Source organism: Pantoea sp. B65, from assembly GCF_047308185.1.
Taxonomy (GTDB): Bacteria; Pseudomonadota; Gammaproteobacteria; order Enterobacterales; family Enterobacteriaceae; genus Erwinia.
This window is the reverse complement of sequence record NZ_JAHXPU010000027.1, coordinates 193,046-211,852: the sequence shown is the minus strand read 5'-3', so window position 1 is coordinate 211,852 and position 18,807 is coordinate 193,046. Positions and strand designations below refer to the sequence as shown.

Here is an 18,807-nt window from a genome sequence, read left to right as displayed (position 1 = left end):
AAAGAGACCATGAGACTGATTCAACTCTCACGCGAATCGTTAAATTTCCCCCCGCCGGAAATGGCACTGAGAGAACCCAATGGCCTGCTGGCGATGGGTGGCGATCTCAGCCCGGCGCGTCTGCTTAACGCTTATCACCGCGGTATTTTTCCGTGGTTTTCCCATGGCGATCCGATTCTCTGGTGGTCGCCGGATCCGCGCGCGGTGCTATTTCCCGAGCAGTTTCATCTTAGCCGTAGCATGAAACGCTTTCATCGCCGTTCGCCTTACCGCGTTACGCTGAATCAGGCGTTTTATGCGGTAATCGAGGGCTGCGCCAGCGAGCGTGATGAAGGCACCTGGATTACCCCGGAAGTGAAACGCGCCTGGCTAAAACTGTATGAAATGGGCCATGCCCAGTCGATTGAAGTCTGGCAAGAAGATGAGCTGGTCGGCGGGATGTACGGCATGGCGCTTGGCCAGATATTTTGCGGTGAATCGATGTTCAGTCGCTGCGAAAATGCCTCAAAAACCGCGCTGCTGGTATTCAGTCAGCATTTTAGTCAGTGTGGCGGTAAACTGATTGATTGCCAGGTGCTAAATTCGCATACCGCCTCATTGGGCGCTGAAGAGATCCCACGCGTCGCCTGGCTGGCGTGGCTGAATGCGCTGGCACAACAGCCAGTTAGCGACCAGTGCTGGCAAGTACAACAGCTTTTTTAACCGGTGAAAATGAGGTTTTCCACGCATTTGCTGATAACAGTGCTATAATATGCGCGTTTGGTATGTCGTCCGCTGTTCGCTGCTTCATCAGTGGAGCGGAATTACCAGGCTGGGAATCTCAACGCACCGTTTCAGAACTGTTTTAATTGTGCGACTGATGCAGACTTAAAACAGATTCTTAGCCCGCTATTCCCCCGCAGACGTCATCACCCCCAGATTATACACCTGCTGCCTTCTGTACGTAATGTGCGTTCAGGGCAGTGAGTGCTGGTGACATCACCAACTATTGTTTACATAATACCTGAAATTCGGCATTATCTTGCCGGTTAAAATAAAGGTAGTCATACCCAGAGGATTCGATGGCCAAAGAAGACAATATTGAAATGCAAGGTACCGTACTTGATACGTTACCTAACACCATGTTCCGCGTTGAATTGGAAAACGGGCACGTGGTTACCGCTCATATCTCCGGTAAAATGCGCAAAAACTATATCCGCATCCTGACGGGCGACAAAGTCACTGTAGAGCTGACCCCGTACGACCTGAGCAAAGGCCGCATTGTCTTCCGTAGTCGCTGATTTGCCCCACCCGGTGTCGCGGCATTAAGCCCGCGACACATATAAAAAAGGCCGGATAATTTAATTATCCGGCCTTTATTGTTTCAGGTGTAGTGCAGCGTTTTCAGCACCGGCGGCATCAATGCCGCCGCTACAGTAGGTTAATGCACGGTCCCTTCGGTCTTATGCTTCTCAGCACTCAGGAAGTGATAGGTCAGCTGGTTATTCTCTTTATCCAGCGCCACGGAAACCGATCCGCCATCCACCAGCGAACCAAACAGCAGCTCGTTCGCCAGCGGTTTTTTCAGGCTCTCCTGCACGGTGCGCGCCATTGGACGGGCGCCCATCGCTTTGTCATAGCCTTTGGTCGCCAGCCATGCCCGTGCTTCATCACTGACTTCCAGTGACACGCCTTTCGGATCCAGTTGCGCCTGCAGCTCAACAATAAACTTGTCGACCACCTGATGAATCACTTCCGGCGACAGGTGTTTGAACCAAATAATATTGTCGAGACGGTTGCGGAATTCCGGCGAGAACATTTTCTTGATCTCTTCCATCGCATCGGTGCTGTTATCCTGATGGATCAGGCCGATGGATTTACGCTCGGTTTCACGCACGCCGGCATTGGTGGTCATCACCACGATCACATTACGGAAGTCCGCTTTGCGACCGTTATTGTCGGTCAGCATCCCGTTATCCATCACCTGCAGCAGCAGGTTAAACACGTCCGGATGTGCCTTCTCGATCTCATCCAGCAGCAATACCGCATGTGGATGCTTGATCACCGCGTCGGTTAACAGACCGCCCTGATCGAAGCCGACATAACCCGGAGGCGCACCGATAAGACGGCTAACGGTGTGACGCTCCATATACTCGGACATATCGAAACGCAGCAGTTCGATTCCCAGCGCTTTTGCCAGCTGCACGGTAACTTCAGTTTTACCGACACCGGTAGGGCCAGCAAACAGGAAGGAACCAACCGGTTTACGATCCTGCCCCAAACCGGCACGACTCATTTTAATCGCTTCGGTTAAAGCTTCGATGGCATTATCCTGACCGAACACCAGCATTTTCAGCCGGTCACCGAGGGTTTTCAGCGTATCACGGTCGGTTGCTGAAACACTCTTCTCCGGAATACGCGCAATACGCGCGACCACGGTCTCAATATCTGACACGTTAACGGTTTTCTTGCGTTTGCTTACCGGCATCAGTCGACTGCGCGCGCCAGCTTCATCGATCACATCGATCGCTTTGTCCGGCAGATGACGGTCGTTAATATATTTCACCGCCAGCTCAACCGCAGCACGCACCGCTTTCGCGGTATAACGCACATCATGATGCGCTTCGTACTTGGTCTTCAGACCGTTAATGATCTGCACCGTTTCATCGATAGATGGTTCAGTAATATCGATTTTCTGGAAACGACGTGCCAGCGCACGATCTTTTTCAAAGATATTGCTGAATTCCTGATAAGTGGTGGAACCCATCACCCGGATTTTGCCGCTCGACAGCAGCGGTTTGATCAGGTTAGCGGCATCGACCTGGCCGCCAGAGGCCGCCCCGGCACCGATAATGGTGTGGATCTCATCGATAAACAGAATGCTGCTGGTATCCTGTTCCAGCTGCTTCAGCAACGCTTTAAAACGTTTTTCAAAGTCACCACGGTACTTGGTGCCGGCTAACAGCGAACCAATATCCAGCGAATAGATGGTGCAGTCTTTAATCACTTCCGGTACGTCGCCCTGCACAATGCGCCAGGCCAGCCCTTCGGCAATCGCGGTTTTACCCACGCCTGACTCCCCCACCAGTAGCGGGTTATTCTTGCGACGGCGGCACAGAACCTGAATAGCACGTTCCAGTTCTTTATCGCGCCCGATCAGCGGGTCAATACCGCCTACGCGAGCAAGCTGATTAAGATTGGTGGTGAAGTTTTCCATACGTTCCTCCCCGCCTGCCTGCTCTTCGTTTACCGGATTTTCTGAACCAGGCGCCTGGCCCGGTTCATCTTTACGCGTACCGTGGGAGATGAAGTTCACCACATCCAGACGACTGACTTCGTGCTTACGCAACAAATAAGCCGCCTGCGATTCCTGTTCGCTGAAAATCGCCACCAGCACGTTCGCCCCCGAGACTTCACTGCGTCCCGATGACTGAACATGGAATACCGCACGCTGCAACACGCGCTGGAAGCTGAGCGTTGGCTGTGTATCACGCTCCTCTTCACTGGCTGGCAGCACCGGAGTGGTCTGTTCGATGAAGGCTTCGAGCTCAAGACGCAGAGCAACAATATCCACCGTGCAGGCTTCCAATGCCTCTCTGGCCGACGGGTTGCTGAGCAAAGCCAGCAACAGATGCTCGACGGTCATAAACTCATGACGGTGCTCGCGCGCTCTGGCGAAAGCCATGTTTAAACTGAGTTCCAGTTCTTGATTGAGCATTAGGCACCTCCCCCAATTATTGCCTGACGGACAACTCCCGAATGGAGTGGAAAACCGATCAGGCCTTTTCCAGCGTACATAGCAACGGATGCTCATGTTCCTTGGCATACTGGTTCACGTGCGCGACTTTGGTCTCAGCGACTTCGGCGGTAAAAACGCCACAAATTGCCTTGCCGCGATAGTGAACCGTAAGCATCAGTTGCGTTGCACGTTCAACATCATAAGAAAAGAACTTTTGCAGTACGTCAATAACAAATTCCATAGGTGTATAATCGTCATTATTGAGTATAACTTTATACATTGAAGGTGGCTTAAGTCCTTCCCGCAGCTTGTCTTCTGCAAGATGTTCAAAGTTAAGCCAATCATTAGTGTTTCCCATAGTAATCCGTCATCAGTGTACGTTGCTTGTCGGCATCAGACTATCATGCCCTGCGTTAAGTTTAACACGCCCGACACGTTGTCCAGCGCGGATGAAAATTTCTCCGAATAACCTTATGCGCGACCTTCATCACAAAATTCGCAATAGCGTTAACTGCCTCAAATTTTGAGGATTTGATCCCCGTCTCATAGCCGCGGAAGCTTGACGCTCTGGCCATTTTATCTACATTGTACAGGCATAAGCTGATTGAGTTTTAAGCAGCTTGGGCTGAAAGCCAGTTCACCTCACTTATAAAATGTCTTGCGAGGGATGTAGAAGCATGGAGACGGGTACTGTTAAATGGTTCAATAACGCCAAAGGCTTCGGCTTTATCTGTCCGGTCGGTGGCGGCGATGATATCTTCGCGCACTACTCGACGATTCAGATGGATGGTTACAGAACGCTGAAAGCCGGGCAACAAGTCAAATTTGATGTGCATGAAGGCCCAAAAGGCAATCATGCCAGCCTTATCGTTCCAGTAGAAGTGGCGGCAACAGTCAGTGCCTGACCATTTCTTACTTATTCTGTACAACCCTACCGAAAAATGCCAGCCGCAGTTGCTGGCATTTTTATTTACGACTGATATCCGACTCTGAAAATAAAATTGGGACGCTTTTGCGCTTTTCAACCCCGCGGCTAATCGGCCTGACCACGAGCCAGCCACAGCACCCGGGTAAACATCTGGCGCAACAGCGGCGGAATCGACTCAGGGCCGCGTTCCGCCGCCTCCATTGCCACCGCGATAGCCAGATCCGGTTTGGATGAGCGCTGAATCGCTTTAGTGATAATGCGCCGCAGATTCATCGGCACATTGACCGGCAAACGCGCAGTACGATGATAGACCTCGCTAAATCCCTGCTTATACAGAAAATGCTCCATATCCAGTGCCGGTAATTGCGTAAGATGATCGTTCTCAGCCTCATGGCGCTGGCCGAACATACTGCGCGCGGCGGCGGCGTACTTTTTCCCCGCCTCATCGCCATCGGTCAGCACGTACCACTCAATGCCCATCCGCTGGGCGAATTTCAGCAATGGCCGTAAACCGGACTGGGCAAACTCAATCACCTTCACCCCTTCAGCCGCAAAATGGTGGCCGCACTGGCGCGCCAGCTCATTGATGATCCAAACTTCGGTCTCACCTTCAACCAGCAACCAGCAGCGGGCAAACAGTGAAGAGGGACGGCTGAAGCGGATATGAAAAGCGATACGGCGGCTATCTTCCGTACTCATTCCATCCGGCCCCAGCCGCCACGCCGCCACCCGGGTCGGTTCGCGCACCAGGCGGCATACCTGCTCCATCGGCACCTGCGACAGCAGTTCCGAAGAGTTAGTGGTGGTGATTTTTTGCAACGGCAGCAACTCCAGCAGTCCCCAGGCCACAGAGAGCATAATCGGATGTAACCGCGCCTCCGGGTCTTCTACCAGCAGCAGCGGACGCGCGTCAGGACCCAGTTGATGCGCGCCACGCGCCTGCGCCAGTAGGGCAAACATCTGCAATACAATCAGCCGTCGGCTGCGGCTGTCGGCTTCGGCGATCAGTTGGTTCACATGATTCAGATAGCGCCAGCCCTGACGCGATTCGCGTGCATGGTGCGATACCCGACCCGGTGGCGGACTCTGCTCCGGGGATTGCACCGCAAAATAGTGCTCCAGCAACTGCTGCATGGTATTCAGCCCGTCACGCAGCGCGCCGTCGCTCAGATGTTCAGGTCGCGACACCAGATCGTGAGTCAGCGCATCGATTTGTCGTGCCAGCATAGCGAGATCCGGCTGATGCTCTGCTGGCGGCGTTTCATGGCGCAGACGACGAGTCAGTCGCGCATCGCGCAGGCGCAATACCGGATGCAGAGCAATCAGCGCATGTACCTGATGCGGCTCCCCACTCAGCCGTTGCCGGGAATGGTCGAGGAAATAGTGAGCGGTAGTAACCTGTCGCTGGTCGTTAAGATCGCCGCTAACCCGATAAATAATACGCTGTAAACCATCGTTACCGCGCTGCCACAAGGGTGCCAGCGCCTGATAGCGTGGCGCCCGATAATGACCCGCCTCGCCTTCGCGGAAGATAAAGGTGACCTGCAAATGGCGCTCGCGCTGGTTGAGGTTGCCAGGCGGAAAGTGGAAATCATCGACGGTAAACTGGTATAGCGTGCGCTGCGGTGAGAGTAATAGCGTCAGCGCATCCAGCAGACTCGACTTACCCCAGGCATTTTCACCAAGCAGCACATTATTATTTTCCAGTGCCAGCGTCAGTCGGTTAAGACCGCGGAAGCCGATAATTTCGATGTTTTCCAGAATCATAGACGCATTTCCCCTGCTTTTACTTGAGAATGGTCGCAACCGCTGCGCAGGTCAAGTCAGCGTAGCGAACATTGCTTTACTCAACAGATATTTTTGGATAGCGTGTTGCCACTTTTTATCTGACATGGACGATCCGGCGCGATGTACTCGGGATTACTGATTATTCTTCTGCCACTGATTGTTGGCTATCTTCTGCCGTTAAAGCGCCCTGCGTTATTACGCATCATCAACCGTCTGCTGAGCTGGATGGTGTATGTCATCTTGTTTGTGATGGGCATTAGCCTGGCGTTTCTCGATAACCTGAGCAGTAATTTGCTGGCCATCTTTCACTATGCGGCGGTCAGCGTTATCTGCATTATGCTCTGTAACCTGCTGGCGCTGTGGCTGCTGGAACGCCGTAGCCCCTGGCGCCATCAGCATAAACAGCAAGCCCTGCCTTCCCGTCTGCATATGGCGCTGGAATCACTTAAACTGTGTGGCGTGGTGATTGTCGGCTTTGTGCTGGGATTAACGCAATGGGCGCCGCTGCACTATGCCTCTCAGGCCAGTGAGTATGCGTTGCTCCTGCTGCTATTGCTGGTCGGCCTGCAGCTACGCGGTAGCGGTATGACGCTGCGCCAGATTGTGCTCAACCGCCGCGGGATGCTGGTGGCGACCGTAGTGGCGCTCAGTGCGCTGCTCGGCGGTCTGATTGCCGCCGCTCTGCTGGGGTTACCACTGAGAACCGGTCTGGCGCTGGCTTCCGGTTATGGCTGGTATTCACTCTCCGGCATCCTGCTGACCGAAGCTTTCGGCCCGGTGATCGGCAGCGCGGCGTTCTTTAACGATCTGCTGCGTGAGTTGCTGGCGATTATGCTGATCCCCACCCTGATCCGTCAGCATCGATCCGTCGCACTGGGCTTGTGCGGCGCCACTTCAATGGACTTTACCCTGCCGGTGCTGCAGCGCAGTGGCGGTATTGAGATTGTTCCGGCGGCGATTGTGCATGGCTTTGCCCTCAGCCTGCTGGCGCCGGTATTCATCGCCCTGTTCTCCTCCTGACACCCTTGCCGCTGCGGGGCTTGCCGGCCCCGCGACCTCAATATTCTTTCACACTTTAGCGCATCAGACGCCCGTCCCGTTTTGCTGTCGTGGACTATGCTTTTCCTGGTTAATTTATTTGTCGCATAACGCTATGCGTTGATAAACACAGGGAGAAGAGGATGAAACAAACCGTTGCAGCACTGGTCGCGAAAACCTTAGAAAGCGCTGGCGTAAAACGCATCTGGGGGGTTACCGGGGACTCGCTTAATGGCCTGAGCGACAGTCTGAACCGTATGGGCACCATTGAATGGATGCCGACGCGTCATGAGGAAGTTGCCGCTTTTGCCGCTGGCGCCGAAGCACACATTAGCGGTGAGCTGGCGGTCTGCGCCGGCTCTTGCGGGCCGGGCAACCTGCATCTGATTAATGGCCTGTTTGACTGCCACCGCAATCAGGTACCGGTACTGGCGATCGCCGCCCATATTCCCTCCAGTGAAATTGGCAGTGGCTATTTCCAGGAGACCCATCCGCAGGAGCTGTTCCGTGAATGCAGCCATTACTGTGAACTGGTATCCAATCCGGAGCAGCTGCCGCAGGTGTTAGGTATTGCGATGCGCAAAGCGATTCTCAATCGTGGCGTGTCGGTGGTGGTGCTGCCCGGTGACATCGCGTTAAAACCGGCGCCGGAAGACGCCAGCGCCAGCTGGTATCCACTGCAACAGCCGGTGATCCAGCCGACAGCGCAACAGCTGACAAAACTGGCCGACTGCCTTAATCAGGCGAAAAATATCACCTTAATGTGCGGCAGCGGTTGTGCCGGCGCCCATGACGAGGTGGTAAAACTGGCGCAAATCTTAAAAGCCCCGGTGGTTCACGCGCTGCGTGGCAAAGAGCATATTGAGTACGATAACCCTTACAGCGTCGGCATGACCGGGCTAATTGGCTTTTCCTCCGGCTATCACGCGATGATGAATGCCGATACCCTGGTGCTGCTGGGCACCCGCTTTCCGTATCGCGCCTTCTATCCGGCGGATGCCAAAATTATTCAGATCGATATTAATCCCGGTAGTCTTGGCGCCCACAGTCGTGTCGATATGGCGCTGATTGGCGATATCAAAGCCACGCTCGGCGCCCTGCTGCCGCAGCTGGAGAATAAGTCCGATCGTGATTTCCTCGATCAGGCACTGGAACACTATGCCGATGCGCGTAAAGGGCTGGATGACCTGGCGACCGCCAACGATAAGCTGGCGATTCATCCGCAATATCTGGCGCAGCAGATCAGCCATTACGCCAGCGACGATGCGATCTTTACCTGCGATGTCGGCACCCCCACCGTCTGGGCCGCGCGTTATCTGCAGATGAATGGCAAACGCCGACTGCTGGGATCCTTTAACCACGGATCGATGGCCAATGCCATGCCGCAGGCGCTGGGGGTACAGGCGCTGAACCGCGACCGTCAGGTGGTCGCTATGTGCGGCGACGGTGGTTTTAGTATGCTGATGGGGGATTTTCTGACCGTTGCCCAACTGAAGCTGCCGATAAAAATCGTGGTATTTAATAATAGCGTGCTGGGCTTTGTCGCGATGGAGATGAAAGCCGGGGGCTATCTGACCGACGGCACGGAACTGCAAAATCCTGACTTCGCAGCGATAGCGCAGGCCTGCGGGGTAAAAGGCATTCGCGTGGAAAAAGCATCGGAAATTAACCAGGCGCTGGAACAGGCGTTTGCTCATGACGGACCGGTACTGGTGGATGTGATTACCGCCACCGAAGAGCTGGCGATGCCGCCGCAAATTAAACTGGAACAGGCCAAAGGTTTCAGCCTGTATATGCTGCGCGCGATTATCAATGGCCGGGGCGATGAAGTGGTGGAACTGGCGAAAACCAACTGGCTGCGGTAAAACATCAATAGGTATCTGTTACGGGCGCTGCGGCGCCCGTTTTTTTAAGGAGAGCAACAGTGATCGATTTACGCAGTGATACGGTTACCCGCCCGGGTAGCGCCATGCTGTCTGCGATGATGTCGGCAGAAACCGGTGATGATGTATACGGTGATGATCCTACCGTTAATGCCCTGGAAGCTGAAGCAGCGCGTCTCAGCGGCAAGCAGGCCGCGCTGTTTTTGCCCACCGGCACCCAGGCCAATCTGGTGGCTCTGCTCTGCCACTGCCAGCGTGGCGAGGAGTATATCGTCGGCCAGCTGGCGCATAATTATAAATATGAAGCGGGCGGCGCTGCGGTGCTCGGCAGTATTCAGCCGCAGCCGATCCTCGCCGCTGCCGATGGCACCCTGCCGCTCGACGTAGTGGCTTCGGTGATCAAGCCCGATGATTTCCATTTCGCCCGCACCAAACTGCTCAGTCTGGAAAATACCCATAATGGCAAAGTGCTGCCGTTATCCTATCTGCAGGAAGCCTGGGCCTTTACCCGACAGCACCAGCTGGCGCTGCATATCGACGGCGCGCGGATTTTTAACGCCGTAGTGGCGCTGAATATTAGCCTGGAAGAGGTGGCACGTTACTGCGACACCCTGACCATTTGCCTTTCCAAAGGGCTGGGCACGCCGGTAGGTTCCCTGCTGTGCGGCGATGCTGAATATATTCAGCGCGCTCGTCGCTGGCGTAAAATGACCGGCGGGGCGATGCGCCAGGCCGGGATCCTTGCGGCGGCAGGCCTGTATGCCCTTGAGCATAATGTGGCGCGTCTGAAACAGGATCACGACAATGCCCGCTGGCTGGCTGAGCAGTTAACGGCCATCGGCGTCGATGTGCGCCGTCAGGATACCAATATGGTATTTGTCCGCGTGCCGGCGGAGCAGGTGTCGGGGCTGCAAAATTATCTGCAGGCGCGCGGGATCATCATCAGCGCTGCGCCGGTGACGCGGCTGGTGACCCATCTGGATGTGGATCGTCATGCGCTGGAGCAACTGGTAGCCCACTGGCAGGCATTTCTGGCGGCCTGATATCTGCCCGGAGCCAATCAGCGGCAGGGGCGGCATAAATGCCTTCCCCTGCTGTAGGGGAGCCATTAATGGCTCCCGCCCCGATGGCGGCAACCGTGCAAACCATTGATACGGGCGGCATAAATGCCGCCCCTGCTGTAGGGGAGCCATTTATGGCTCCCGCCCCGATGGCGGCAACCGTGCAAACCATCGATACGGGCGGCATAAATGCCTGCCCCTGCTGTAGGGGAGCCATTAATGGCTCCCGTCCCGATGACGGCAACCGTGCAAGCCATTGATACGGGCGGCATAAATGCCGCCCCTACAGAAGAATGCCGCCCCTGCTGTAGGGGAGCCATTTATGGCTCCCGCCCCGATGGTGGCAACCGTGCAAACCATTGATACGGAAGTAATAAATGCCGCCCCTACAGAAGAATGCCAGCCCCTGCTGTAGGGGAGCCATTAATGGCTCCCGTCCCGATGGTGGCAGCAGTGCAGCTATTGGCACGGACGCCACCTCAGCTACGGCGCGGACGAAGCGCTGTGATATTTATCCACCAGCGCTTTCGCAATCGCCTCGGTCTGCGCATCCGCCAGGCCACGATAGTCAGATGGACGGAAATGCATCTGGAAAGCGGCAATCACCTTACGCTGCTGCTGCGCACTCATCCCCGGCGTCACTTCATACCCATAGCGCGCCAGCACATCCAGCAGATCTTCCACCGGCACTGGCTGCGCCGGATCACGCCCCTTCAGCCAGTAACCTACCCGCTGCGTGTCAGGCCAGGCGCCCAGTCCCTGTTGTGCCAGCATCGCCCACGGGAACAGCGGGCCGGGATCCTGCTTGCGCTGCGGCGCGATATCGCTGTGTCCGACAATATTCTCCGGCCTGATGTTATAGCGCCGTACAATATCGCGCATTAGCGGTTGCAGGACGGCGATCTGCTGCGCGGTAAACGGGGTCCACACCGGAGCGACAAGCTGATGCAGCGGACCGGCATTCACCAGTTCAATGCCAATTGAGGTGTCGTTAATCCGCGTCGCACCGCGCCAGAAACTCGGGCCGGCATGCCAGGCAAGCTGCTGCTCAGGTACCAGTTGCCAGATAAGTGGCTGCCCTCTCTTCAGCGGTGGCCGATCGGGGATCAGATAATGCACGCTGACTTCACGATCGGTGAGGGTGGCCAGTGAACGCGGAAAATCTTCTGCGGTGTAATGGATTACCAGCACTTTAATGCGTGGCCGCGCGCCCAGCGCCGCCTGGCGGGTATCCACCTGATAGCCATCGCGTTGCTCAATCCCGTTCGATGAGCAGGCGCTCAGTAACAGCACCAGTATTCCAACCCAGTAGCGCATCAACCGGTCCTCACCACCATTCCAGGTGAAAGTTTCATCATGCTCTCCTTTTCTGCTTCAGTGCCCGTGAGGTTGAAAACCGTGGCTATACTTTAGGTCTTGCCAGTTAACCATAAGGAAATAGAAATGAAAAACAGAGCCTTCGCCGTGCTGTTGCCAGCTGCGCTATTGCTGAGTGCCTGTAGCACGCCAGAACCGGCGTACCAGGATAACGGCAGCCGCACCGGTCCCTGCACCGAGGGCGGGCCGGATGTGGTGGCGCAAAAATTTTACGCCCTGCGCACGGAACACCCCACTCAGGGTCTGCCAGACGCGCAACTACTGGCGCAGTACCGCCCATATCTGAGTGACGCCCTGTATCAGAAACTGCTGCGGGCCAATGCGCAAAACGATAAATCCGCCGATCTGCGGCAGGGCGATCTGTTCTCCAGCCTGGCTGCCGGGCCGACATCTGCCAGCGTAGCGGATGCCTCAACCATTCCCAATCACGACGCACGCAATATTCCGCTGCGCGTCAGTTTACGCCGCGATGGCGACAAAGCGCTGGAGTGGCAGGATGAAGTGCTGATGGTCCGTGAGGGCAGTTGCTGGGCCGTGGATGATGTGCGTTATGTTGCCAGCTGGCCGCATCCCGCTGGCGGTAGCCTGAGTCAAACCATCGAAAAATAATGCATTATTAAGCGCGCCGCGATAATCCGGCGCCTTAAAGCCATTTTACCCGCTAAAAAATGGGCGACCGCAGCGCTTCGCCACTGCTTTACGCTATCTTGTGCTACGCTTTATTAACATGACTTACCATAAATAAATTTTAACGCACGAAGATTGCATAACTATTCTGCGGACGTTAAGATCCACGACATCAATTGCTATTCATTATTTGCGCATGAGTATTCAACTAAACGGTATTAACTGCTATTACGGCGCCCACCAGGCGCTGTTCGATATTCAACTGGAATGTCCTGAAGGTGAAACTCTGGTTCTGCTTGGCCCCAGTGGCGCTGGCAAGAGCTCGCTTTTGCGCGTGCTGAATTTACTCGAGATGCCGCGCTCAGGCACCCTGAGCATCGCTGGTAATAACTTCGATTTCAGCAAAACCCCCGGCGACAGCGCGATTCGCGAATTGCGCCAGAACGTCGGCATGGTGTTCCAGCAATATAATCTCTGGCCTCATCTGACCGTGATGCAGAACCTGATTGAAGCGCCCTGCCGCGTGCTTGGGCTGAGCAAAGATCAGGCGCATGCCCGCGCCGATAAGTTGCTCGACCGTCTGCGTCTGACGCCGTTTGTCGACCGTTTTCCGCTGCACCTTTCCGGTGGTCAGCAGCAGCGCGTGGCGATTGCCCGTGCGCTAATGATGGAACCGGCGGTATTGCTGTTTGATGAACCCACCGCCGCGCTGGATCCGGAAATTACCGCCCAGATCGTCAGTATTATTCGCGAACTGGCGCAGACCAACATTACGCAGGTTATCGTCACTCACGAAGTTGAAGTTGCCCGTAAAACTGCCAGCCGGGTGGTTTATATGGAAAATGGCTTTGTGGTGGAACAGGGCGATGCCAGCCGCTTTACACAGCCGCAAACCGATGAGTTTGCCAACTATCTTTCGCACTGATTCAGGACATAATGATGAAAAAAGTGATACTCGCCGCCTTACTGGCAGGAATGAGCCTGAGCGCGACCGCTGCGCAGACTATCCGTTTCGCCACCGAAGCCAGTTACCCGCCGTTTGAGTTCGTCGATTCGCAGAATAAAATTCAGGGTTTTGACGTTGATCTGGCCAATGCGCTATGCAAAGAGATCGACGCGACCTGCACCTTCACCAACCAGGCGTTTGACAGCCTGATCCCCAGCCTGAAATTCCGCCGTTTCGATGCGGTCATGGCCGGTATGGATATCACCGCAGAGCGTGAAAAGCAGGTGCTGTTTAGCAAACCTTATTACGATAACTCGGCGATCTTTATTGTTCAGAAAGGCAAAGTGGCCAATGTCGCGGCGCTGAAAGGTAAGCGGGTTGGCGTCCAGAATGGCACCACCCATCAAAAATACCTGACCGAAAAGCAGTCTGGCGTAACGACTGTGCCCTATGACAGCTATCAGAATGCGATTCTCGATCTGAAAAATGGCCGTATTGATGCGGTATTCGGCGATACCGCAGTAGTTAATGAGTGGCTGAAGCAGAATCAGAACCTGGCGGCCCTCGGCGAGAAAGTGACGGATAAAGCTTACTTCGGCACCGGTCTCGGCATCGCATTGCGTCAGGGCAACACCGAACTGCAGGGCAAATTCAACGCCGCGCTGGATAAAGTGAAAGCCGATGGCACTTACAAAACCATCTACCAGAAATGGTTTCAGCAGTAATTAAATGAACGAACTTACCCCTCTTGCAAGCGCCGCCGCGATGACCGTCGGCCTTGCCGTTTGTGCGCTGGTAGTCGGGCTGGTCCTGGCGATGGTTTTCGCCGTCTGGGAATCCGCCCGCTGGCGCCCGGTGGCCTGGATCGGCACGGGTCTGGTCACCCTGTTTCGCGGCCTGCCGGAAATTCTGGTAGTGCTGTTTATCTATTTTGGCGCCTCGCAACTGCTGCTGACCCTGTCTGACGGTTTTACCCTGAATTTCGGCCTGTTCCGCCTGCCGGTACAGATGCAAATTGAAAACTTCGACGTCAGCCCGTTTCTTTGCGGCGTAATTGCGCTGTCCATCCTTTACTCGTCCTATGCCTCGCAGACCCTGCGCGGCGCGCTGAAAGCAGTACCGACTGGCCAGTGGGAGTCGGGACAGGCGCTGGGCATGAAAAAGACGGCGATATTTTTCCGGCTGATTATGCCGCAAATGTGGCGGCACGCGCTGCCGGGGCTGGGTAATCAGTGGCTGGTGCTGCTGAAAGATACCGCGCTGGTTTCACTGATTAGCGTCAACGACATTATGTTACAGACCAAAAGCATCGCCACCCGCACTCAGGAGCCTTTTACCTGGTATATGATTGCCGCGGTTATTTATCTGCTTATCACACTGTTCAGTCAGTTTGTCCTGAAACGTATTGAGCTGCGCACCACGCGCTTTGAACAGGGAAATAGCTGATGCTTGAGTATTTACCTGAGTTGTTCAAAGGGCTGCATACCAGCCTGACGCTGACGGTCACCTCGCTGATTCTGGCGCTGCTGCTGTCGTTAGCCTTTACCGTGGTGCTGGCGCTCAAGCTGCCGCTGCTGAGTCAGGCGGTGAAAGGCTATATCACGCTATTTACCGGTACGCCATTGCTGGTGCAGATCTTTCTCATCTACTACGGTCCGGGGCAGTTCCCGGCGATCCAGCAGATGCCGTGGCTGTGGCATTTTCTCTCGCAGCCGTGGCTGTGCGCCCTGCTGGCGCTGTCGCTTAACAGCGCCGCCTATACCACACAGCTGTTCTACGGCGCGGTGCGCGCGATCCCGGCGGGTCAGTGGCAATCCTGCGCCGCGCTGGGGATGAACCGCAAAGACACGCTGCGCATTTTGCTGCCCTATGCCTTTAAACGCGCCCTCTCCTCCTATTCCAATGAGGTGGTGCTGGTCTTTAAGAGCACCTCGCTGGCCTATACCATCACACTGATGGAAGTGATGGGACATGGGCAACTGCTGTATGGTCGCACTTATGATGTCACGGTGTTTGCCGCCGCCGGATTAATCTATCTGGTCGTTAACGGTTTGCTGACGTTACTGATGCGTCTGATCGAACGACGTGCGTTAGCTTTCGAGCAGCGTAGCCAGTAAGCGTTATGCCGCCCGGCCGCGGGCGGCATAAGCGCAGATCAGTCAAACAACGAATAATGTTCCTTTTTAATCCCGTAGTCTAAAGCCGTTAAGAAATCTGATGGCTGATTCTGCTGCTCCAGCGCAATTTGCTGTTGCATAAAGGGTTCAAGTACGGCAAAAGCCGCTAACATATCTGCGACCTTGCCGCGCTTTGTAAAAAAACCGTTGCCTATCTCGTTTAACCGCTGATTTACCTTATGCCATTCAGCGCCCGGCAAAACATTCCTTCGATCCAGATACGTCAGATGCAGCGACATTTCGATGGCCTGCGCCACACTATAAACATAGGAATTGTCTACCTGATTACCGGTCCTGCGTTTTTCTATCTGCTCCCTGACTTCACGAGCCATAAGAACATCATCCGATTGCGCCAGATACTTATCAACGGCGGCATTTTCCGCACTCAGGCAATTCAGCAGCAACCCGGCTAACGAAAATTGCATTTCACCCTTCTCAGCATTGAACAGCATAAATTGGCTATACGGATGCCTTAAGTTTGTCAGCGGCTGGCCATAAATATTGTTCTCCTGTTCAATGCGGGTAGCGAAAGTCAGCAATGACTTAGCGAATGCCCAGCGTTTTTGCAGAGAACCGCCCTCCATCTTACGCAGCGGCTTAAAATTACTGCTCCAGGTTTTAATCACCAGTCTGGTTATATCCCGATTGCCAACTGTGGTGTCATAACACTGCACCGCATAGCTGCTCTCCGACTCAGCGGTCGACAGTATATAGCTCCTGACAATCGCTGTTATTTTCGCCTTATCTTCCTGAGATAACGCGGTATCGAGATAAATTCGCTGGGTGCTATCGGCCTTCTCATGCAACATATCGCGCAGGGTTTCCCGGGTGGCGGCCAGCGAATCATCATTGGCTGGTTGCGCTCTCCGCACACTCCCGATGTTCTGCGTATAAAAATCACTGATTGTAGCTGCCATCAACTGCAGATCTCCGGTGCGCCCCTCAATGAGATCCACACAGGCAGCCAACACCGCTGGCGGCAACAACGCAGCTGCGCGATCCTGCTTGCTTAATTCGCTAATAAAGGCCGCCACCTCATTTTTATAATCCTGATTACGGGAATCAGCCACCTCTCTTCCCAGCTGAATAAACGCCTGACACCACTTCTCATACTGCTGCGGCTGTATAGTGCCAAACCACGACGTGACATTTTCCGGCAGAAACCCGGCTGCCGGAATAGTGTTATTGAGCATATATAGCACCGGAGCCAGCAGGTGATGCTGCTCAAAGCCGGAATTTTCCAGCATCGTTCGCAGTGCCTGATGGCGATCGGCTACCGGGATAAGCGATGGCCTGTCAACCCCAATAAACCTTTCCCCGGCCATTACCCCGACACTATTTCCGCTCTGATACGCCAGCAGTGGGACCGCCTGATGGTGTTGTTTCTCTTCCTGCTTAATTTGCTGCTGCATTAATGGTGCGAGTTGCTGAATGGCATTAAACAATTGTGCTGCCGTGGCGCGCCGCGCCAAAGTGCGGGACATGGCATTTGCAAGCACCAGAGCGGCTTCTTTCTCTTGCGGCGTATTAATAAGACTTTTTTCATAAAGTTCATTAAGCTGCAAAGCGTGGTTTGTAATATATCCGGCGCTATAGATATAGGCGCTATCTGTGTTGGATGACCGACTGTTGCCGGTTATCTGCTTCAAAACTTCAGGAGCCACACCAGTCTCAATCCTGTCGTAGACAAATTTATCGATATCGGGATTTTCTGCGCTCAGGCAGTTAAGCAAAAACCCAGTCATCGACAGCCTGACCTGGCCGGTTGCATCATTTTTTTCCAGAAAATCGCCGGGCAGATACCTTAATTTATTCAGCGGTTCCCCACAGAAAGTTTTATTTTCGGCAATCTCCTTCACAAAAGTCAGCATTCCCTTTGCGAACTGCCAGCGTTGTTTTAGCGAATAATCCTCCATCTTACTTAGGGGTTTAAATTCGGTGTCCCAGCTCTTGATGGACAGTTGCGTAACCGTATGCCCGTCAACATTGATATCCTCGTAGCATACCTCGTAGCTATTTTGCATATTCGCTGCGGCGACATACCGTTCAACACGCTGGTTAATCAGGTTTTTTTCCAACTCTGATAAACATATACGCAGTGGTAATCTTTGCGTAACCACCGGCTGCTCCGTCCATAGCTCAATGGTACGCAGAGTTTTTCGGGTTGCGGCCATGGCGTCATCCGGCAATTTTTCGGCGGTCTGCCCACTTTTGCTTTGCCGCGCATAAAAATCATTCAGCAACCAGCCAGGCTTCTGCAGGCCGCTATCTGTTCCCCCGTGGATAAGACTATTAGTGGCAAAAAAGGTCCGCTCTGACAGTAATTTGTCGCCACCATAAGAACGAAAATCGGCGACAAAGCGCGCAACCTGATCTTTAAATTGCGGGTCTTTGGCGTTACCGGCCACTCTACCCAGTTGAATCATCGCCTGTGCCAGTCTGTTATACTGCTGCGGGTTGATTACGCTGAACCAGTCCGCGAGGTTGGCCGGCAGAAACTGATAGGCTGGAATCTCACTGTTTGCGATACTCTCTCTGCCTGCCATATATGTAAACAGAACCAAAAAATTTTCCATGGTAAAGCTGGAGCATTCGAGCATTACACGCAGCGCCTTGCCCAGATCCGACAACGGGATAAGACTTTCGGCGCCATTAAATCTTTTCCCTGCGAGGATGGCGACAGGAGCAAGCCTCGTTTCTACCTGCGCGGGCTGAATAGCGCTGTTACCGGCGTGCCGCGTTAACTGCCCGGCCCGGCCCGGAGTCAGAGTGTTACTGGATAACTGCGGCAATGTGAATGAAGCAGGCAAGGGGGGAAGTAAGCGCTGTAGCGGAGTGGCTGACCGTGCAGGCGGCTGGCCAGATCCTGCGGTTGCCGATAAGAACCGATGTCCTGCCTGCAGGTCCGGAGTGAGTGGCGGTGGTGCTAAGTTGTTATTCGATAAATTCGATAATACGGGTGCTGACGGCCAATACTGCCGTTGCAAAAATGACGTGGGCTGGAGGGGGACGTTAGAGATCTCTACCAGCGAACGGCTGAAACCACTAATCCGCTGCTGGTTTCCGACACTAGCGGTATTTACAACGCGATAATAGTTGTGTGGCTGGGAAGTGGTTAAAGCCGGTGGAAAGGCTGGACCAATATCACTCATTATGTCAATTCCTTTTGTTTATCATACTGCAACGGATATAACCCGCTTACGCCGATAAGGCAGGTAACAATTATAAATAAATAACTTTCACCCGGATTATAAAAAAACGTCC

General features: G+C 54.3%; 16 protein-coding genes. 11 read left to right on the top strand and 5 right to left on the bottom strand.

Features of this window, described 5'->3' with window-relative positions:
- The first annotated feature begins 9 nt into the window (after window positions 1–9).
- Together aat and infA are read left to right on the top strand one after the other, a co-directional pair.
- Window positions 10–702 carry a leucyl/phenylalanyl-tRNA--protein transferase gene (aat, locus tag JWF83_RS13325; RefSeq protein WP_413650712.1) on the top strand — a complete coding sequence of 231 codons (693 nt, stop codon included), beginning with the start codon at window positions 10–12 and terminating at the stop codon, window positions 700–702.
- Between the two features lie 359 nt (window positions 703–1,061).
- Window positions 1,062–1,280 carry a translation initiation factor IF-1 gene (infA, locus tag JWF83_RS13320; RefSeq protein WP_002211347.1) on the top strand — a complete coding sequence of 73 codons (219 nt, stop codon included), beginning with the start codon at window positions 1,062–1,064 and terminating at the stop codon, window positions 1,278–1,280.
- A 140-nt stretch (window positions 1,281–1,420) separates the two neighbouring features.
- On the opposite strand, the gene clpA is transcribed toward infA, so the two are convergent.
- Window positions 1,421–3,697 carry an ATP-dependent Clp protease ATP-binding subunit ClpA gene (gene clpA / locus JWF83_RS13315; protein ID WP_413650711.1) on the bottom strand — a complete coding sequence of 759 codons (2,277 nt, stop codon included), beginning with the start codon at window positions 3,695–3,697 and terminating at the stop codon, window positions 1,421–1,423.
- Window positions 3,698–3,755: 58 nt separating this feature from the next.
- The gene (clpS, locus tag JWF83_RS13310; RefSeq protein ID WP_413650710.1) at window positions 3,756–4,076 is read right to left on the bottom strand and encodes an ATP-dependent Clp protease adapter ClpS; all 321 of its coding nucleotides are present in this window, start codon (window positions 4,074–4,076) and stop codon (window positions 3,756–3,758) included.
- A gap of 319 nt (window positions 4,077–4,395) precedes the next feature.
- Between clpS and cspD the strand changes: the two genes are divergently transcribed.
- Window positions 4,396–4,623: a cold shock-like protein CspD gene (gene cspD, locus JWF83_RS13305; RefSeq protein ID WP_413650709.1), complete on the top strand. Its 228-nt coding sequence runs from the start codon at window positions 4,396–4,398 to the stop codon at window positions 4,621–4,623.
- 128 nt (window positions 4,624–4,751) lie between these two features.
- Here the strand turns inward: cspD and JWF83_RS13300 are convergent, their stop codons facing one another.
- Entirely contained in the window at window positions 4,752–6,413 is a 1,662-nt protein-coding gene (locus tag JWF83_RS13300) for a DUF2813 domain-containing protein (RefSeq protein ID WP_413650708.1), read from the bottom strand.
- A gap of 141 nt (window positions 6,414–6,554) precedes the next feature.
- Between JWF83_RS13300 and JWF83_RS13295 the strand changes: the two genes are divergently transcribed.
- The 3 genes from JWF83_RS13295 (at window position 6,555) to ltaE (ending at window position 10,398) form a co-directional block, all read left to right on the top strand.
- A complete protein-coding gene (locus tag JWF83_RS13295; RefSeq protein WP_413650707.1) occupies window positions 6,555–7,454 on the top strand; it encodes a lysine exporter LysO family protein in 900 nt (299 codons plus the stop codon).
- Between the two features lie 161 nt (window positions 7,455–7,615).
- Entirely contained in the window at window positions 7,616–9,337 is a 1,722-nt protein-coding gene (gene poxB, locus JWF83_RS13290) for a ubiquinone-dependent pyruvate dehydrogenase (protein ID WP_413650706.1), read from the top strand.
- 59 nt (window positions 9,338–9,396) lie between these two features.
- Window positions 9,397–10,398 carry a low-specificity L-threonine aldolase gene (ltaE, locus tag JWF83_RS13285; protein WP_413650704.1) on the top strand — a complete coding sequence of 334 codons (1,002 nt, stop codon included), beginning with the start codon at window positions 9,397–9,399 and terminating at the stop codon, window positions 10,396–10,398.
- Between the two features lie 501 nt (window positions 10,399–10,899).
- Here ltaE and JWF83_RS13280 read toward each other — a convergent pair.
- On the bottom strand, window positions 10,900–11,733 hold the full coding sequence (locus JWF83_RS13280) for an N-acetylmuramoyl-L-alanine amidase (RefSeq protein ID WP_413650703.1): 834 nt from the start codon (window positions 11,731–11,733) through the stop codon (window positions 10,900–10,902).
- Window positions 11,734–11,859: 126 nt separating this feature from the next.
- On the opposite strand from JWF83_RS13280, the gene JWF83_RS13275 reads away from it, so the two are divergent.
- The 5 genes from JWF83_RS13275 to artM all read left to right on the top strand — a co-directional run bounded on the left by JWF83_RS13275 (window position 11,860) and on the right by artM (window position 15,483).
- Entirely contained in the window at window positions 11,860–12,402 is a 543-nt protein-coding gene (locus tag JWF83_RS13275) for a lipoprotein (RefSeq protein ID WP_413650702.1), read from the top strand.
- A gap of 214 nt (window positions 12,403–12,616) precedes the next feature.
- Window positions 12,617–13,345, top strand: a complete 729-nt coding sequence (gene artP / locus JWF83_RS13270) for an arginine ABC transporter ATP-binding protein ArtP (protein ID WP_413650701.1) — start codon at window positions 12,617–12,619, stop codon at window positions 13,343–13,345.
- A gap of 14 nt (window positions 13,346–13,359) precedes the next feature.
- Entirely contained in the window at window positions 13,360–14,091 is a 732-nt protein-coding gene (artJ, locus tag JWF83_RS13265; RefSeq protein ID WP_413650734.1) for an arginine ABC transporter substrate-binding protein, read from the top strand.
- Between the two features lie 4 nt (window positions 14,092–14,095).
- Window positions 14,096–14,812, top strand: a complete 717-nt coding sequence (gene artQ, locus JWF83_RS13260) for an arginine ABC transporter permease ArtQ (RefSeq protein WP_413650700.1) — start codon at window positions 14,096–14,098, stop codon at window positions 14,810–14,812.
- Window positions 14,812–15,483: an arginine ABC transporter permease ArtM gene (gene artM / locus JWF83_RS13255; protein ID WP_413650699.1), complete on the top strand. Its 672-nt coding sequence runs from the start codon at window positions 14,812–14,814 to the stop codon at window positions 15,481–15,483. Before artQ ends, artM begins: the two co-directional genes overlap by 1 nt.
- 38 nt (window positions 15,484–15,521) lie before the next feature.
- On the opposite strand, the gene JWF83_RS13250 is transcribed toward artM, so the two are convergent.
- Window positions 15,522–18,695 carry a hypothetical protein gene (locus JWF83_RS13250; protein ID WP_413650697.1) on the bottom strand — a complete coding sequence of 1,058 codons (3,174 nt, stop codon included), beginning with the start codon at window positions 18,693–18,695 and terminating at the stop codon, window positions 15,522–15,524.
- Window positions 18,696–18,807 lie beyond the last annotated feature (112 nt).

What these genes read in the sequence shown, in the direction of transcription:
- JWF83_RS13275 (WP_413650702.1), top strand. Translation starts at nt 11,860, where the DNA reads ATGAAAAACAGAGCCTTCGCCGTGCTGTTGCCAGCTGCGCTATTGCTG.
- poxB (WP_413650706.1), top strand. Translation starts at nt 7,616, where the DNA reads ATGAAACAAACCGTTGCAGCACTGGTCGCGAAAACCTTAGAAAGCGCT.
- JWF83_RS13280 (WP_413650703.1), bottom strand. Translation starts at nt 11,733, where the DNA reads ATGCGCTACTGGGTTGGAATACTGGTGCTGTTACTGAGCGCCTGCTCA.
- aat (WP_413650712.1), top strand. Translation starts at nt 10, where the DNA reads ATGAGACTGATTCAACTCTCACGCGAATCGTTAAATTTCCCCCCGCCG.
- clpA (WP_413650711.1), bottom strand. Translation starts at nt 3,697, where the DNA reads ATGCTCAATCAAGAACTGGAACTCAGTTTAAACATGGCTTTCGCCAGA.
- artJ (WP_413650734.1), top strand. Translation starts at nt 13,360, where the DNA reads ATGAAAAAAGTGATACTCGCCGCCTTACTGGCAGGAATGAGCCTGAGC.
- JWF83_RS13250 (WP_413650697.1), bottom strand. Translation starts at nt 18,695, where the DNA reads ATGAGTGATATTGGTCCAGCCTTTCCACCGGCTTTAACCACTTCCCAG.
- cspD (WP_413650709.1), top strand. Translation starts at nt 4,396, where the DNA reads ATGGAGACGGGTACTGTTAAATGGTTCAATAACGCCAAAGGCTTCGGC.
- artP (WP_413650701.1), top strand. Translation starts at nt 12,617, where the DNA reads ATGAGTATTCAACTAAACGGTATTAACTGCTATTACGGCGCCCACCAG.
- artM (WP_413650699.1), top strand. Translation starts at nt 14,812, where the DNA reads ATGCTTGAGTATTTACCTGAGTTGTTCAAAGGGCTGCATACCAGCCTG.
- artQ (WP_413650700.1), top strand. Translation starts at nt 14,096, where the DNA reads ATGAACGAACTTACCCCTCTTGCAAGCGCCGCCGCGATGACCGTCGGC.
- JWF83_RS13300 (WP_413650708.1), bottom strand. Translation starts at nt 6,413, where the DNA reads ATGATTCTGGAAAACATCGAAATTATCGGCTTCCGCGGTCTTAACCGA.
- JWF83_RS13295 (WP_413650707.1), top strand. Translation starts at nt 6,555, where the DNA reads ATGTACTCGGGATTACTGATTATTCTTCTGCCACTGATTGTTGGCTAT.
- clpS (WP_413650710.1), bottom strand. Translation starts at nt 4,076, where the DNA reads ATGGGAAACACTAATGATTGGCTTAACTTTGAACATCTTGCAGAAGAC.
- infA (WP_002211347.1), top strand. Translation starts at nt 1,062, where the DNA reads ATGGCCAAAGAAGACAATATTGAAATGCAAGGTACCGTACTTGATACG.